The sequence below is a fragment of the Mesorhizobium sp. M1088 genome (genome assembly GCF_040318575.1).
Taxonomy (GTDB): Bacteria; Pseudomonadota; Alphaproteobacteria; order Rhizobiales; family Rhizobiaceae; genus Mesorhizobium.
In genome coordinates this window covers 58,413-73,197 of the sequence record NZ_JAMYMO010000019.1, presented here as the reverse complement: position 1 = coordinate 73,197, position 14,785 = coordinate 58,413, and the positions used below count along the sequence as shown (strand labels likewise).

Annotated in this window: 16 protein-coding genes and 1 pseudogene; 13 read left to right on the top strand and 4 right to left on the bottom strand. The window is 61.1% G+C overall.

Annotated features, from left to right (window positions below):
* Window positions 1–76: 76 nt before the first annotated feature.
* Window positions 77–508, top strand: coding sequence for a DoxX family protein (locus NKH49_RS21125; RefSeq protein ID WP_352836861.1), 432 nt, complete (start codon window positions 77–79; stop codon window positions 506–508).
* A gap of 39 nt (window positions 509–547) precedes the next feature.
* Here the strand turns inward: NKH49_RS21125 and NKH49_RS21120 are convergent, their stop codons facing one another.
* Both NKH49_RS21120 and NKH49_RS21115 read right to left on the bottom strand, forming a co-directional pair.
* On the bottom strand, window positions 548–853 hold the full coding sequence (locus tag NKH49_RS21120; RefSeq protein WP_352472199.1) for a hypothetical protein: 306 nt from the start codon (window positions 851–853) through the stop codon (window positions 548–550).
* A 292-nt stretch (window positions 854–1,145) separates the two neighbouring features.
* Entirely contained in the window at window positions 1,146–1,973 is an 828-nt protein-coding gene (locus NKH49_RS21115) for a class I SAM-dependent methyltransferase (RefSeq protein ID WP_352472084.1), read from the bottom strand.
* A gap of 373 nt (window positions 1,974–2,346) precedes the next feature.
* Here NKH49_RS21115 and NKH49_RS21110 point away from each other — a divergent pair, with 373 nt between their 5' ends.
* The 3 genes and pseudogenes from NKH49_RS21110 to NKH49_RS21100 all read left to right on the top strand — a co-directional run.
* The gene (locus tag NKH49_RS21110; protein WP_352927654.1) at window positions 2,347–2,751 is read left to right on the top strand and encodes a hypothetical protein; all 405 of its coding nucleotides are present in this window, start codon (window positions 2,347–2,349) and stop codon (window positions 2,749–2,751) included.
* A 3-nt stretch (window positions 2,752–2,754) separates the two neighbouring features.
* The gene (locus NKH49_RS21105; RefSeq protein WP_352927651.1) at window positions 2,755–3,153 is read left to right on the top strand and encodes a hypothetical protein; all 399 of its coding nucleotides are present in this window, start codon (window positions 2,755–2,757) and stop codon (window positions 3,151–3,153) included.
* Window positions 3,119–3,748, top strand: a pseudogene (locus tag NKH49_RS21100) (terminase large subunit domain-containing protein); the annotation flags it as partial. The gene NKH49_RS21105 and the pseudogene NKH49_RS21100, both read left to right, overlap by 35 nt.
* Before the next feature lie 83 nt (window positions 3,749–3,831).
* On the opposite strand, the gene NKH49_RS21095 reads toward NKH49_RS21100, so the two are convergent.
* Window positions 3,832–4,932, bottom strand: coding sequence for an IS110 family RNA-guided transposase (locus NKH49_RS21095; RefSeq protein WP_352927648.1), 1,101 nt, complete (start codon window positions 4,930–4,932; stop codon window positions 3,832–3,834).
* A 223-nt stretch (window positions 4,933–5,155) separates the two neighbouring features.
* Between NKH49_RS21095 and NKH49_RS21090 the strand changes: the two genes are divergently transcribed.
* From NKH49_RS21090 to NKH49_RS21075, 4 genes are all read left to right on the top strand, one after another.
* Window positions 5,156–5,335 (top strand): hypothetical protein, encoded by a 180-nt coding sequence (locus NKH49_RS21090; protein WP_352927645.1) that lies wholly within the window; start codon window positions 5,156–5,158, stop codon window positions 5,333–5,335.
* Window positions 5,336–5,365: 30 nt separating this feature from the next.
* A complete protein-coding gene (locus NKH49_RS21085) occupies window positions 5,366–5,923 on the top strand; it encodes a hypothetical protein (RefSeq protein WP_352748717.1) in 558 nt (185 codons plus the stop codon).
* Between the two features lie 118 nt (window positions 5,924–6,041).
* Window positions 6,042–6,797: a phage terminase large subunit family protein gene (locus NKH49_RS21080; protein ID WP_352927641.1), complete on the top strand. Its 756-nt coding sequence runs from the start codon at window positions 6,042–6,044 to the stop codon at window positions 6,795–6,797.
* Window positions 6,798–6,879: 82 nt separating this feature from the next.
* Entirely contained in the window at window positions 6,880–7,971 is a 1,092-nt protein-coding gene (locus NKH49_RS21075; protein ID WP_352927638.1) for a methyltransferase, read from the top strand.
* A gap of 204 nt (window positions 7,972–8,175) precedes the next feature.
* On the opposite strand, the gene NKH49_RS21070 is transcribed toward NKH49_RS21075, so the two are convergent.
* Window positions 8,176–8,937: a DUF8453 domain-containing protein gene (locus NKH49_RS21070; protein WP_352927635.1), complete on the bottom strand. Its 762-nt coding sequence runs from the start codon at window positions 8,935–8,937 to the stop codon at window positions 8,176–8,178.
* Window positions 8,938–9,069: 132 nt separating this feature from the next.
* Between NKH49_RS21070 and NKH49_RS21065 the strand changes: the two genes are divergently transcribed.
* The 5 genes from NKH49_RS21065 (at window position 9,070) to NKH49_RS21045 (ending at window position 14,525) form a co-directional block, all read left to right on the top strand.
* Window positions 9,070–9,882 (top strand): hypothetical protein, encoded by an 813-nt coding sequence (locus NKH49_RS21065; protein ID WP_352927632.1) that lies wholly within the window; start codon window positions 9,070–9,072, stop codon window positions 9,880–9,882.
* A 50-nt stretch (window positions 9,883–9,932) separates the two neighbouring features.
* Window positions 9,933–10,526, top strand: coding sequence for a hypothetical protein (locus NKH49_RS21060; RefSeq protein WP_352927629.1), 594 nt, complete (start codon window positions 9,933–9,935; stop codon window positions 10,524–10,526).
* Window positions 10,527–10,880: 354 nt separating this feature from the next.
* Window positions 10,881–12,044, top strand: coding sequence for an acyltransferase family protein (locus NKH49_RS21055; protein ID WP_352927626.1), 1,164 nt, complete (start codon window positions 10,881–10,883; stop codon window positions 12,042–12,044).
* Between the two features lie 421 nt (window positions 12,045–12,465).
* Entirely contained in the window at window positions 12,466–14,208 is a 1,743-nt protein-coding gene (locus NKH49_RS21050) for a portal protein (RefSeq protein ID WP_352927623.1), read from the top strand.
* Window positions 14,205–14,525, top strand: coding sequence for a Bbp19 family protein (locus NKH49_RS21045; protein WP_352927620.1), 321 nt, complete (start codon window positions 14,205–14,207; stop codon window positions 14,523–14,525). Before NKH49_RS21050 ends, NKH49_RS21045 begins: the two co-directional genes overlap by 4 nt.
* The last annotated feature ends 260 nt before the right edge of the window (window positions 14,526–14,785 follow it).

Genomic DNA, 14,785 nt, shown 5'->3' with positions numbered 1-14,785 from the left:
TTCGGGGGATGATGTCGGGCTTGCGGCTGGTGGTGCGTCCTTGGGGCACAACCACCGTAACTCTTGGGAGGACATCATGACCTTGGAAACCGCTCAATCATCCGTTCAGTCGCCGTGGCAGACCGCGGCAATCCTTATCGCCCGCCTGATCTTTGCCGCCGTCTTCCTGATGGCCGTGATCTTCAAATTCGTCGATATCGGCGCCACCGCCGGCTATATCGCGGCGGCCGGGTTTCCATTCCCGCTCTTCCTGGCCTGGTGCGCAGCCCTGCTCGAGGTCGTCCTCGTTCTATGCTTCCTGACCGGCGCCTTCTTCTCATGGGCAGCACTCGTCGCCGGCGCCTATGTGCTGTTCCTCGGCTTTGCCTTCCACGGGCCGTCGCACTGGGCCGGCAACCAGGCGGAGTTCGGCTTCTTCGTCGATCACTTCACCTTCCTGGCCGGGCTGCTGTTTGCCGCCGTGCACGGGCCGGGCCGCGTCCTGGCGCTGAGGCTTGGCAGGGGGTGATGCCAAAGCTTGCTGCGGCGGTCATCCTCGGTCGCCGCGTCACATCTGGTCGTTGTAAGGTTCCTTGATCTGACCGACCATGCGCGCCAGTTTCGAAAAGGACGGCATGTCCGTCTCCGGCTGACATTGATTGGCCAACTCCAGCAACCGGATCGGGAAGTTGACGGCATCGCGGCTCGACGCCGACATGCCTTCGGACCTTTCCTCGTTGGTCTCGCTGGCTTCGGCCTTGCGCAAGGCGATGTCTATCTCTTCGACGGAGACCACGCCCTTGCGGACCAGGACCTGATTGATCGATGCGATGGCCATCAGCAGGCCTTCGAGTTGCAGATTGGCGACGTTCATGGCTTTTGCTCCCATTGGCTGGGGTTCAAACGCGCGAATGCCTGTTCTGATCCGCGGCTGCGGCTGCTCGTCGGCCGGTGAGATGCCCCGGCAAATGGAGGAAGCGCCAATTGCCGACGCTGCGTTCGCGCCCACAAAGTGGCTGGCGGGTAACGCGAGGCGCCGAAGAGAAATTCGGTTTTTTGTCGCCGCGCCACATTTTGTTCTTGCTTTGTGCCGGCAGCTATGCTACTAATTTGGGTATGGTGCCAATTGGCTCCAACGGCCCGCCCGCCGAGGCGGGTTTTTTGTTTCAGGCCGGTTTGGAGACGATCACGGCGAGCGAGGCGAGCTTTCCGTCACTCAGGCTTCGGATATAGTTGCGGCGGCGCTGCAGGAATTCCGCGCCCATGACGACTTCATTTGCCTGCTGCTGCGCCGGCGAGGGCACGATGCCGGAATTGGCCCTCTTCAGCGCCAGCTCAACATGTTCGCCGGTTTCGTCGACGATTTCGTCGATGCGAAATCCGGCATCGACAAACAGGGTTTTCAATTTTTCCCGATCGGCGAGGTGGCTGGTCGCCGCAGAAACCGCCCAGGGCATGGGATAGTAGGGCTCGCCGCCGGCGAGTACGGCTTCGGTCCAGATCAGCCTGCCTCGCGGTTTCAGCACGCGCCAGGCCTCGTCGATGACCGCGGCTTTGTTCTCGATGTTCATGCCCACATAGAAGCAGATCGCCGCATCGAAGGTGCTGTCGCCAAAAGGCAGTTTCGTTGCGTCGGCCTGATGGAAGCGAACTTTGTCTGCCAGTCCGCTGAGTGCGGTCAATCGGCTCGACGCGGCGACAAAGGCTGGTGTCAGGTCGATGCCGTCGACCTCGCAGCCATAGGCCGAGGCCAGAAACCTTGCCGGCCCGCCAATGCCGCTGCCGATATCCAGGATTCGATCTGTCGGCGAAGGAGCAAGACGGGCCGCATGCTCCTGCGTGGCGGTCAGTTCGCGGCCATGGAACTGATCGAACGGATAGAGTTGCGCGGCCGCGAGTTTGCCGGCCGGGTCGGCGTCCGGGATCGCGGCCAATATGCGATCGACGATGCCGTCGCTGCCCTCGCTGCCGTAGTGACTGGTGACATTGCCCATGACGCGTTCCCCTCAAGCGCAACCACCATCCCATCAACGCAAGTCTCACGCAATGCCCGCCCTTTTCGCCTTCCTTCCAGCCGTTCACCGACGAGGGTGCGAGGTCGTCAGTGCATTTTTCTGCCGCCGCGCCACATTTTGTTCTTGCTTTGTGCCGGCAGCTATGCTACTAATTTGGGTATGGTGCCAATTGGCTCCAACGACCCGCCCGCCGAGGCGGGTTTTTCATTTCGGGCTCCTGTTCGACCGAATGTTGCGTGTGCTGCCGAGGTATGTCGGCGCGAATGAACGCGACCGACTATCCCGGTCCGCAATCACCTATCGTCCATAGATTTCCCAACGCGCCCGTGCGCCCACTTCAGAGAACATCCCCATGTCCAACCGTTACGCCACCATCATCACCGACGATGACGGCCGCGAGGTCGTCAGCGCTGTTGGCGAGTTCGCCGGCGCCGCACCCTATGCCCGCCATGGCCGCTTCGAGCAGGTCGCCGCCGGCGTGCGGATCGGCATGGTGCGTGGCGGTACCGTCGATGCGGTCGGCGGCTTCGGCTTCCCGTCGGGAGCACTCGACGACAAGGCGGCGGCAATTCTCAGGGCAAGGCTGAATGCCTTGCCCGACGCCGGTGCGATGAAGCCCGGCACGACGACTGATGCGAAACCGGCAAGCCAGCCGCGGAAGCCGAAGTCGGCACGCGCCGGCAAGAAGGCCAGGCCGCGCAGGCGCATCGTGCGGCCAGGCAACAAGAAGCCGATGTCCGCCGGGACAGCGGAGTAGGGCATGGCCAAGGCTCCTTCCGCCGGCGATCCGCAGCCGCACGATCAAGCACCCGGCAGCCGAACCAGGCGGCCGAAGAAGACGCTGGCCGACGGCTTTCTCGAAGCGATCCGCGCCGATTTTCGCGCCCATGGCGCCGGCGTCATCGCCGAGGTGCGCGGCGAAAAGCCCGATCAGTACCTGAAGCTCGTGCTGTCGGTGCTGCCCAAGGATCTTAATGTCAACATCAACAACATGGATGCATTGAGCGATGACGAAATCAGGCAGCGCATCCGCGGCCTCGAAGCCGTCCTTAGGCCGTTCCTCGAGAAGCCGGGCTTCGCAAAAGGCCTCGCAGAGCCGGGCGGCAAGGACGGAATATCTCAGCCTGCTGGCGGAGCTGGACCGCAGGCGCCGCACTAACCAGCTTGCCGCCTATCGGCCCTATCCCAGGCAGGCCGAGTTCCATGCAGCCGGCGCGACTAATCGCGAGCGCCTGTTCATGGCCGGCAACCAGCTCGGCAAGACCAGGGCCGGCGGCGCCGAATGGGCGATGCACCTCACCGGCCGCTATCCAGATTGGTGGCAAGGCAAGGTTTTCGATTGTCCGGTTCGGATGTGGGCGGCCGGCGTCACCGGCGAAAGCACGCGCGACAACCCGCAGCGCATCCTGATCGGCCCGCCGCAGCAGCAGGCGGCATGGGGCACCGGCATGATCCCGGCCGACGCCCTCGTCAGCACGATGGCGGGACGGGCGCCGGGCGCGCTCGACAGCGTCGTGGTGCGCTGGGGCGGCGGTGGCGACGTCCAGGCCGGTGAATCGGTGCTGTCGTTCAAGAGCTACGAGAAGGGTCGCGAGAAATGGCAGGGCGAAACGCTGCACGGCGTCTGGTTCGACGAGGAACCGCCGCTCGACATCTACTCCGAAGGGCTGACCCGCACCAACGCCACCGGCGGCATCACCATCGTCACCTTCACGCCGCTGCTCGGCATGAGCGATGTGGTGCTGCTGTTTTTGTCTGCGGAGCAGGTGGGAGGGATGGGGAGGTGACATCGCAGGACTTGGGTTCCTCGCCCCACAAAGTGGGGAGAGCGCAACCATTATGCGGTAGCTGGACGGGGTGGCGCATCTTTGATCCATGGAGAACCGCGGCCAACGATGGTGTTGGCGAAGATGACAAGCTTTCTGACGCAAGCGATGAGAGCGGTCTTATGAGCTTTGCCGCGCGCGATGAGGCGGCCGTACAAGGCGACCAAGGCGTTGTTCCAGCGCTGGGCCGCGGGCAATGCGGCGTTGAAGAGGGCCCTACACACGCGAGCGCGACCGCCGGCGATGTGGCGTTCGCCGGCACGCTCGCCGGAGTCGTCGTCAAAGGGAGCCACCCCGATCAGTGCGCAGATCTGTTCACGGCTGAGCCTGCCGAGTTCGGGCAGGAGAACAACCAGGGTCAGCGCGGTTCGCATACCGATGCCGTCGATGCTTTCGATCAGCTCCAGCCTGCAGGCCAGATCATCGTGTTTGCATACAGCAGCCTGCAGGCGAGCGAGCTCGGCCCGACAGCAGCGCTTCAGCACCTCGATCTCATGCTCGATCTGCTTGAGGATGCGCTTGTCGGTGAAGCGCTCACGCCGGGTTTTGAGACGGGCGATATCCAGCTCGAGCTGCTCGATGAAGAGCAGATGCTCGGCAAGTGGGGCCAACCTGCTGTCGGGTGCCTCGCGCACCTCGCCCAGATTGGCGGTGCACTCGGCGATAAGGGCTGCATCGAGGCGATCGTTCTTGGCACGGCGCAGCTTGTAAATGGCGAAAGCGCGAACCTGGCGCGGCTGGAGGAGCACGACCTCAAGGCCATTCCGGCGCAAGAAGGCCACCACGGCCCGTTCATAGCCGCCGCTGGCCTCAATGCCGACGCGTTTGATCCTGCGCGCCCTCAACCACGCCACGAGCTCCTTATGCCCATCACCGGTATTGGCTACCTGCAAGTTGTCGCCTGCCGGATAAGTACCGACTTCGAGCGATGCCTTGCCGGTGTCGATCCCGCCGACCTTTGTGCTAGTCTTGGTCATCTTCGTCGTCCCTGCCTTGCATACGAACCAGGTTGTTCCAGCAACCATCCGGGCCACGATGAAGAGCCGATCGCGATCTTGCTCTCCCAGAGCCCGAAACGGTTCAGGTGGCTGCGATCCGATGATCGGCGCCAATCGCCGGGTGGCCACCCGGCGATTGGCGTTCCTTGCGGAACACAAGCAGACGTACCCGATTCCTTATGCAAGGTGGCCGCGCAGCGGCCGGAGAGGGGACTTTGGCAAGAACCAGACGCTGGCTCTCTCGATTGTTGTCTGCACAGGTCGGCGCAATTCCCCTCTCCGTCTCGGCTTCGCCGAGCCACCTCTCCCCACTCCGTGGGGCGAGGAACCCAGGCTTTTGACCGACCGCGTCATATTCTTTGTCAAACAACATCATCCGTCCAGCGCCTGCCACCACGATTCAATGCCGCGAGGGCGCACAATGACCCGCCACGTCACCTTCATGACCATCGACGATGCCGGACACTACACGCTGCGCCGAGATCATCGCGGTTGCCAAGTCACGATCCGAAACTAGACTGACTGCGTTGGGCGGGAGATCACGACTATGAATAGGCGGATGGTGTTCATCGGCGGCCTGTCTTCAATTGCAGTATCATCAGCGGGCAGAGCAGAGATGTCAGCGACCTTTCCTCCTGTCCCGAAATGGCGGCCATCGTTTTCGCAGCCCATCGATCGCATCGAAGAGCGCTTTGGCTACTACTTCAACCAGGAGCGTGACTTTGCCATCCTTGAAAACGGCACCTGTGTGCTGACGGAGGCTGGTCTTTCCGATGGCGCTGCATCCTTGGCAGCCATCCAGACGCTTGCCGAGATCTACAACTACCACCCGGACATGAAACCGTCTGATATGGACGATGGCAATTTGTTGGTCAGTTACAATCATCCTGCCTTCAACGTCGTGCTGACCGACATTGCCAAGGCGCATTGGCCAGAGATCGAGGCTCGCCACCAGGACGGACTGACGACCGACGAGGTGTTGTTCACGCCGCTCGGGCAGAACGTATTCGATGATTTTGGCAAAAAGGCGCTGCTAGGCCGGTGCTACATGTTCATGGATGCACAGGCGCCGAAAGTCGTGCGCATCAAACGTCGGGCGATCTGATCCCGACTTTTCGACCGGCTCCGTGGCAGGTGTTCCGAGCGATGCAAACGGAGCCGCGAGGCGGGGCGTTGAAGCGCGCACCCGCCACCACGATTCAATGCCGCGAGGGTGAAAAACAATGACCCGTCACGTCACCTTCATGACCATCGACGATGCCGAACATTATACGCCGCAGCAGCGCGCCGAGATCATTGCCGCCTATCCGGTGCATGAGCGCGAGGCGCGGGCCAAGGGCATTCCGGTGCTCGGCTCCGGCCGCATCTTTCCGGTGGCCGAGGAACTGATCGCCTGCGAGCCGTTCCCGCTGCCGCGCTATTGGCCAAGGCTCGGCGCGCTCGATTTCGGCTGGGACCATCCCTCGGCCGCGGTCGAGCTTGCCTGGGATACCGAGGCCGACGTCGTCTATGTCACGAAGGCCTGCCGCGCCTCGCAGCAGACTCCCGCCATGCAGGCGCTGACGCTGAAGCCGTGGGGCGAATGGCTGCCCTTTGCCTGGCCGCGCGACGGTCGTCGCGAGACGCTGGAAGGGGCGGGCACCGCACTTGCCAGGCAGTATTCAGCACATGGGCTCAACATGCTCGCCAGCCATGCGCAGTTCGCCGACGGTTCCGTCTCTGTCGAGGCTGGGCTGATGGAGATGCTGGACCGCATGCAGAGCGGCCGCTTCAAGGTGTTTTCGACGCTTTTGCCCTGGTTCGAGGAGTTCCGGCTCTATCACCGCAGGGATGGCCAGGTGGTGAAATTGCGCGACGATCTGATGGCGGCCACCCGCTACGGCGTGATGATGCTGAGGGAGGCGCAGGTCGACCCGGCGGTGTTCAAGGCCGCGCGGCGCAAGGCCGGGCAGGCCGATCCGCTGGGGGCGTTTCGGTGAGGAAAATCGGGGAGGGAGGTAATGCGCTCCGGCTCCGATTGGAAAACTGTAGTGAACGTCCGTGGACGTGGTGTAGCATCGAATGATCCCGCTCAAGGGACGCATCGGCGTGGCCTCACGGGGGCGTTCGCCGATAGGGGAGGATCAGATGCAAAACGGAATTTCTCCAGACCACATACTGCAAATTGGCTTTGGGTTCTGGCCAGCCAAGACATTGTTGAGCGCCGTGGAACTGGGACTCTTCTCGCTGCTTGCGGACGGGCCCAAAACGGGCCTCGAACTGCAAGGCGCGATGGGGCTGCATCCGCGCGCAACGTATGATTTTCTCGACACCCTCGTCGCGCTCGGATTGCTGCAGAGGGACGGCGCCGGTGAAACCGGCAAATACGGCAATACGCCATCGACCGCGCTGTTCCTGGTCAAGCGGAGCCCCCAATACATCGGTGGAATCCTTGAGATGGCGAACGCACGCCTGTATCGGTTCTGGGGCGATCTCACACCGGCATTGCAAACCGGAAAGCCTCAAAACGAGATCAAGGAGACAGGCAAGTCGATGTTCGGCGAGCTCTATGCGGACCCGGCGCGCCTGGAGCAGTTCATGGACGCGATGAGCGGCATCTCCATGGGCAATTTCACGGCGTTTGCCGAGAAATTCGACTTTTCCAACTATAAGACGCTGGCCGATATAGGCGGCGCAACCGGGCAGCTTTCGGCCATCGTCGCGGCGCGGCATCCGCACATGCAATGCCGGACGTGCGATCTCGCCGATGTGCAGCCGATCGCCGAACGGCGCTTGAGGGAGCGCAATCTCGGCGGCCGGGTCATCGCCGAGACGATCGACTTCTTCGCGGACGAATTCCCCAAGGCGGACATCATCACGATGGGAATGATCCTTCACGACTGGAATCTCGAGAACAAGAAAATGCTGATCGCCAAGGCCTATCGTGCATTGCCGACCGGTGGCGCGCTGGTCGCCATCGAGAACATCATCGACGATGAACGCAGGCAAAACGGCTTCGGTCTCATGATGTCGCTGAACATGCTGATCGAATTTGGCGAGGCGTTTGACTTCACCGGCGCCCAGTTCACCGAGTGGTGCAAAGAGGCAGGGTTTAGTCGCTGCCAGATTATCCCATTGGCGGGACCTGCAAGCGCAGCAGTGGCTTACAAATAGAGGCTTGGCACCCGCGCGCAGTTCGCCGACGGTTCTGTGGCGGTCGGGCCGATGCTGAGGGAAGCGGTGGTCGACCCGGCTCTGTTCAAGGCCGCGCGGCGGAAGGCGAGGCAGAGCGATCCGCTGGGGGCGTTTCGGTGAGAGATCAGGCCAAATTACAGTAGCGCCGGTGCCGGTCTCTGCGGCCAACGTTGTTCGCTACTCTCAATTTGAATTATTATGTTCTTCTGTTCGATGCCATACAGCTTCTTGACGCCTTCGTGCCGCGAAAATTATAAAGCTGAAATTTGTTTGTCGGTTGCGGAGATAAATATCGTCATAGATAACCTGTCCCCAAACGTGAAAAATATTCTCTCCGCTAGATATTAATCTAAGTTCAGAGACAGGCATACGCTTAACCATTCTCGAGTGAAACATTGATTGTCGAGGCGCTACGCTGGTAACGCTTCTGAACGGTGAGCTCATTGGCAAGTCGGTGAGGGAATAGTCAAATCCAATTGGTATGTTCGAGTTGGTTATCGCAACATTGGATATGATCCTAACATTATTGGCTGGGGTAAGGCCATTGTTGGTAATATGAAGTCTAAATTCGAAGAGAGCTCGCTTGGCTTGGCGAAAGGCGATAGGGCCGTTATCAACAGAAATGTATGCCCGCAATTGCCTTTCAGCAGTCCTGTCGGCTCCTTGCACCAATTTTCGGGTCGACCACCAAAGCGCTCCTGTCGCAAAGGACAATAGCAAGGTGAAGAGTACCAAAAGCGTATCGGTAATCTTGAGTCGATGCCCTAGAAGATTCCAATATTCGGAAATTTCATCCCGTTCATTTTGTACTCTGGCATTGGGTTCTTCATGTGGGGCTATGGGCGCGGCGTAATTGTCTTGAGTGACGACAACTCTTTGAGTCTCTTGCGCACCTGCGTGTCCCGTTAGCATAAACATTGATAAGATGATGAATAGAAATCGCACGATCGTTCCCCCAACCCACGCCTATGATGCTTTGGGAGTCCGAACTTCACAAGGGCAATGCGATGGTTCGGTATTCGGCAAGCAAGGTAAGTGGATAGAAGTAGGCCAGGTCGAATGAGGTATGGTGAGGAGATGGAGAACGAAATTGTTTCGATGCATGATATCGAGCGGAGCCTTGGTGCTTATTCTGTTTGCTTTGCATCCGTAGAAAATCCTGAACGAGCGATTTCTGCCGGATCGGGTTCTTTGGTGCGGATTGGTGAACGCCGCGGCGTTATGACTGCGCGCCACGTGCTTGATGAACTTCCAGACAAAGGGGAAGTCCCGTTTTTGGATTTTGGCCGTCCGGACAAACAGCGACAAAAACACCTCCTGGTCATCCAACATTGTCGGCGATTTGACCTTCCCGAGAACGATCGCCGCAGGGACGTTCCTGATCTTGCGTTTTTGCAGCTTCCCGCGAACGAGATTGTGAGGCTTGAGGCGCTGGGCTGCTCCTTCCACAATCTCTCGCGAAACTTTAGCGAGCCGTTCCCCACGGGCTTCCCAAAGGATAGTTTCATCGATGTTGTTGCCGGCGTTGTTGAGGAATTTTCTGAAGCGTTGTTGTCCGACACCGGCGGACTGACGACAGCGTTCACGACCCTCCCCACGTTTGCTAAAGTCGTCGGTCAGAATTTCGTTGGTGGTTACGATATCAAAGAAGTCACTTTCCACTTCGATGAAGATATGCGTCGCCCAACTACTTATGGCGGTATGAGCGGGGGTGCTCTTTGGCGGATATTTGCCGAGCGCGTCGGCGAGACCGGTTATGAGGTTCATCGAAAGTACATTTTTGGTGTCGCCTTTCATCAGTCATCACAGAACGAGGCAGGCGACCGGATAATTTCCTGCCACGGTCCCGCATCTATCATTCGCCTGCACGACGTGGTGGCGGCTGCCTAACGTCGAAAATAGCGTGACAAGGAAGGCCACGCCATGGCTCTGGCCTGCTCATGACCCTCCGCATCATTCCCGCCACTTTGCGCGATCTCTCCTATATCGCCGCCAACCTCCGGCCCGAGGACCGGGCCGAGATCGATTGCCAGTTCGACCACTGGTCGCCGGCGCTGCTGGCGTTGACGGCGCTGCAGGGGTTTGCCTATGTCGCCGAGCTCGACGGCAATCCGGAGGCCGGCTTCGGCGCTGCCGAACAGCGCAGCGGACTTTGGATCGCCTGGAGCTGGGGCACGCGCCGCATGAGGCGCTGCGTGCCTGGGATTACGGAATTCTTTCATGCCGTGCTCGGGCCTGAAGTTGCGGCGCGCGGCGCCTGGCGCGTCGAGGCGCGAGCGCTGGCCGCCAATGATTTGGCGCTGCGCTGGCTAGGCCGGCTCGGCGCGACGCAACGCTGCCGCCTGCCGGGCTATGGCAGGAACGGCGAGGATTTTCTGCTCTACGACTGGACAAGAGCCTCTCACTCTGGAGAAAACCATGTGCCTTTTTCAAAAGCCGCCGGCGCTGAAGCCGTTGCCGCCGACACCGACCATTGCCGACAAGGACGTGCAGGCGCGCGAAGCCGCCTTGCGGGCCCAGCTTGCGGCCAATGACGGCACCGCCGGCACGGTGAAGACCGATCTGTCGCCCAGTGAGCTCACCGGCCAGCGCCGCGTGCTGCTGGGGGTGTGACATGGGCGCCATGAGAAGAGTGTTCCGCTGGCGTGGTGGTACTGGCGCCGGCACGCGCGGTTGGTGAAGAAGAGATAGACGGGAGCTTGCCTGCCGGGATCACAAAAGCCGCGATCCTTCGCGCCCCGGGTGTTCAAGTGAATGCCTCTACAATTGCCCTGCGGTGTTCCGCGTTTTCCGTAACAGCACAGCGCAAATCGTGTTCCTTCCGCACGGTTGACATTCCTCCCTCAGCCGCCATGCTGCATTGCAACATGGCCATCGAGGAGTTCGGCATGACAGAAGCCGGGTCATCGCGCATCGAGTGCCTGGACGGGCTTCGGGCGCTTGCCGCGATCTGGGTACTCATCGGGCACTGCTTGTTGTTGACCGGCTGGCAGATTCCTATTCTTGGCGAACCGGACCTCGGCGTCGATCTGTTCATCATGCTGTCCGGCTTCCTGATGGTGTTCCACTACCAGCTGCGCCAGGACAAGGAGCCCTGGCAAAGGCCGGAAACCTGGCTGAAATTCTGGACCCGCCGCTATTTCAGGATAGCGCCGCTGTTCTACGTCATGCTGTTCGTTGCCCTGGCGCTTGGCCCCTATCTCTACGGGTCGAGAATGGTCATCGACGAGTTCCTGCTGAGGTCGCCGCAGGCGCCCGAGCGTTATCTCGACAGCGGTCTGAAGAATATCGGCGCCCATCTGCTGTTCCTGTTCGGCCTGGTGCCGAATTTCGCCTATCGCACGCCGCTGCCCGACTGGAGCCTCGGGCTGGAGATGCAGTTCTACGCGCTATTTCCGGCCATCATGCTGCTGGTGCGCAGGCTTGACTGGATATGGGCGGCCATGCTGGTCGCGGCGACCGGCAGCGCGATCGTGTTCTTGATGGGACAATTGTCGGTCCACTTTCCGATGCCGTCGTTCCTGCCGTTGAAGATGCAGATTTTCCTGTGCGGGATGCTGCTGGCGGGCGTCGTCCATCAAAGGCAGAAGCGGCCTTTCGTGCATCTGGCACTGGCCATGCTGCTGGCGGCGCTGCCGTTCGGCGGCGGCTATGGGCTGAGCAAGCTGTTGATGCGGGAAGCGCTCGTCCTGGGGTTCTTTGCCCTGGTTCTCTACCGGATGCTGCCGGGAACGATGGGCATCGTGGCCAGAAAGATCGCCATGACGCTCGCCAACAGGTTCTTTCATTTGATGGGTGAGCTTTCCTTCAGCATCTATTTGATCCATCTGCTGGTTCTCCAGCCGGTGGCGGCTCTGGTCATCACCCAGTTCGGCCACGAGCTGTCGGCGCCGTTGCGCTTCGCGGTCGTTGTTGTCGTCGTCTTGCCGGTGGTGTGCCTGCTGTCCTGGATCACCTACACGCTGATCGAAGTGCCCGGCCAGAAGATGGGCCGTTTCGTGGTGCAGCGCTTTGGGCGCAAAGCCGCGCTGGAGACGACGCCGGCGGAATAAGGCGCTGCCGATCTCCCCCCTTGAGGGCAGGGCTATCGCAGATGGAACGCCGAGGCTTTCGCTCTACGACGTACCCCCACCCCTAACCCCTCCCCACAAGGGGGAGGGAGACTTCCGTTGGCGCTGACCTCGGCAAATTTGCCTGCCTTTCGGCGCCAAAAGGGGAAGTAAGGGCGCGCGGCAGCATTCCCTCCCCCTTGTGGGGAGGGTTAGGGTGGGGGTCCATCTTCGTAAGAATCCAAATGCGATAGCCCTGCCCTTGAGGGGGAGATGTCGCCGAAGGCGACAGAGGGGGTCGCCGATCCACGCGAGACGACCCCCTCTGTCCTATCGGACATCTCCCCCTCAAGTGGGGAGATTGGCAGTTTCGACGTCCCGCCATCTTTCTTTTTCCCATTGAGTTCATCAAGCGAGGCTGACCATGAGCGATTCCCGTGCTCGCGATATCCTGTCGCGACAGGCTGAACTGGAGAGCGAGCGCAGCCAGTACGAGCATGTCTGGGAGGCGGTGTCCGAATTCTGCGATCCCGATGCGCCCGACATGTGGAGCGGCAGCCGAAAGGCCGGCGTCGATTCGCAGGCCGAGCGGCAGGAGCGGCGCGGTGCGCGTGTCTACGCCAACACCATAAACTCGGCCGCCAACCGGCTGGCCGCGGGGCTGGAAAGCCTGATCATCCCGCAGTCGGAGAAATGGCACGGTCTGTCGACCGCGGCCATCAACGACGAGGAGACCGACGAGGAAAAGGAATGGGCGGAAGCGCTGCGCGATTTCCTGTTCTCGCTGCGCTACTCCGCCAATTCGAACTTCGTGCCGGCAACGCAGGCCTGCCTGCGCAATGTCGTGCGTTACGGCCCGGCCTATCTCTATGCCGAGGAAGGTTTTGGCGGCACGCTGATCCGCTATGCCTCGATCCCGGTGGTCGAGGGCTATCTCTCGCGCAACCGCTGGGGCCAGGTCGACATTTTCCACCGCCGCTACGAGCGCACGGCGCGGCAGGCGGCGCAATTGCTCGGCTACGACAGACTGCCGGCGCGGATCAAAGTTCTGGTCAACGACCCCGCCAAATGCGAGACGAAGATCTCGCTGATCCAGTGCATCCAGCCGCGCGACGAGCGCAAGATGTACAGTCTGAGCGGCTCCTACCAGTATCTCGATACGGCGTTCGCTTCCTATCACGTCATCGAGGACGAGGAGGCGATCGTCAGGGAAAGCGGTTTTCGCTCGTTCCCGGTGTCGTGCTTCAACTGGCGCCGCTACGAGGGCGATCCGTACGGCATCTCGCCGACCATCGAGGCGCTGACGACGGTGCGCGAGGAGAACGCCGTGCGGCGCTCCGGCCTGCGCGCGCTGCAGCAGATCACCGATCCGGCGACCGCCTCCAAGGCAAGGCTCGACTATGTGCCGGTGCTCAATCCCGGCGAGAACTATCCCGGCCTCATCGACGATGCCGGCCGGCCGCTGATCGCGCCGATCGCCACCGGCCAGAACCCGACCTATGCCTTCAATTATGCCGACAGCCGGGCCGAGGAGATCCGCGACATGATGTTCGTCAACCTGTTCCAGACGCTGGTACAGAACCCGCAGATGACGGCGACCGAAGCCTTGATCCGGCAGGAGGAGAAGGGCGCGCTGCTCGGGCCGTCCGGCTCGATCATCCAGGCCGGCTTTGCCTCTAACCTCGACCGCGAGCTGGGCATTCTCGAGGACAAGGGACTTTACGAGGAAGACAGCCGCTTCCTGCCGCCGGCGAGCCTTGCCGGCAAGGCGCTGCGGCCGACCTTCACCGGCCCGCTCGACGTGCTGCGCCGTTCGGCCGAGGCGCGCGACACCATCCAGGTTGTCACCACGGCCATGCAGATGGCGCAGTTCGATCCCGGCGTGATGGACAATATCGACGGCGACGAGGCGCTGAAGATCGTGCAGGGCGCCGGCCGCAGCCCGCAGCGCATTTTTCGCCGCCAGGACGAAGTGGCGGGAATACGCGATGCCAGAGCCAAGGCTCAAGCTGAACAGGCCGGCATGGCGGCGATGGCTGCCGCCGGCAAGGTCGCCAGGGATGCCGTGCCGGCGGCAGTGCAGGCGCGCGACAGCGGCCTGCTCGACGGGCTCGGCGGGCTGATGCCGCAGGGTGTGCAAGATGCTTCGGGCGGGCAGGGCGCATGAGCGGCAAACGCTTCGCCCATTCCAGCCAGGCCGGCGGCCCGGCCAAGGCGCAGGATGCCCTGGCCAAGGCCTATCTCAGAGTGTTCTCAGGCCAGGACGGCGAAATGGTGCTGGCCGACCTGGCGGCCGCAACCGGCTATTACCGCCGCCCGTCCTATGGCGAGTGGCTGGCCAAGACCAAGACGCCGAACGGCTTCGAGCTGCACAGCGCGCTCAGCAATGCGCGGGCCGAAGTGGTGCAGCATATTATGGGGTTCCTGACGCTGGACGAGGCGCAACTGGCGGCACTGGAGAAGGCGGCGAGGGCGGAGGCGTAGGGGCTTTAGGAAAGCGTATGCTCAGGCGAACCCCGACGTGAACATCGAGGATGTAGTAATTCATCATCTGGCTGAGCAGAAATTACTTAAGAGGCTTCTAAATTTCCTATCGAAGAAAAAGATCAATTCGATAGAAAATCTCCGCGAGATCCCTAAGGATTTAAACGATATTCTGCATCTTGTTATCATTAGGGGCCGAAAATGACAAATTCTATGAAAAGTACCCGTATCCAACGGAGCAGCAGATTCTGGATCATTCT

Excerpts from the sequence above, each read along its gene's own strand:
- NKH49_RS21065 (WP_352927632.1), top strand. The coding sequence starts at position 9,070 with ATGGAGAACGAAATTGTTTCGATGCATGATATCGAGCGGAGCCTTGGT.
- NKH49_RS21115 (WP_352472084.1), bottom strand. The coding sequence starts at position 1,973 with ATGGGCAATGTCACCAGTCACTACGGCAGCGAGGGCAGCGACGGCATC.
- NKH49_RS21075 (WP_352927638.1), top strand. The coding sequence starts at position 6,880 with ATGATCCCGCTCAAGGGACGCATCGGCGTGGCCTCACGGGGGCGTTCG.
- NKH49_RS21085 (WP_352748717.1), top strand. The coding sequence starts at position 5,366 with ATGAATAGGCGGATGGTGTTCATCGGCGGCCTGTCTTCAATTGCAGTA.
- NKH49_RS21125 (WP_352836861.1), top strand. The coding sequence starts at position 77 with ATGACCTTGGAAACCGCTCAATCATCCGTTCAGTCGCCGTGGCAGACC.
- NKH49_RS21080 (WP_352927641.1), top strand. The coding sequence starts at position 6,042 with ATGACCCGTCACGTCACCTTCATGACCATCGACGATGCCGAACATTAT.
- NKH49_RS21110 (WP_352927654.1), top strand. The coding sequence starts at position 2,347 with ATGTCCAACCGTTACGCCACCATCATCACCGACGATGACGGCCGCGAG.
- NKH49_RS21060 (WP_352927629.1), top strand. The coding sequence starts at position 9,933 with ATGACCCTCCGCATCATTCCCGCCACTTTGCGCGATCTCTCCTATATC.
- NKH49_RS21055 (WP_352927626.1), top strand. The coding sequence starts at position 10,881 with ATGACAGAAGCCGGGTCATCGCGCATCGAGTGCCTGGACGGGCTTCGG.
- NKH49_RS21105 (WP_352927651.1), top strand. The coding sequence starts at position 2,755 with ATGGCCAAGGCTCCTTCCGCCGGCGATCCGCAGCCGCACGATCAAGCA.
- NKH49_RS21045 (WP_352927620.1), top strand. The coding sequence starts at position 14,205 with ATGAGCGGCAAACGCTTCGCCCATTCCAGCCAGGCCGGCGGCCCGGCC.
- NKH49_RS21050 (WP_352927623.1), top strand. The coding sequence starts at position 12,466 with ATGAGCGATTCCCGTGCTCGCGATATCCTGTCGCGACAGGCTGAACTG.
- NKH49_RS21120 (WP_352472199.1), bottom strand. The coding sequence starts at position 853 with ATGAACGTCGCCAATCTGCAACTCGAAGGCCTGCTGATGGCCATCGCA.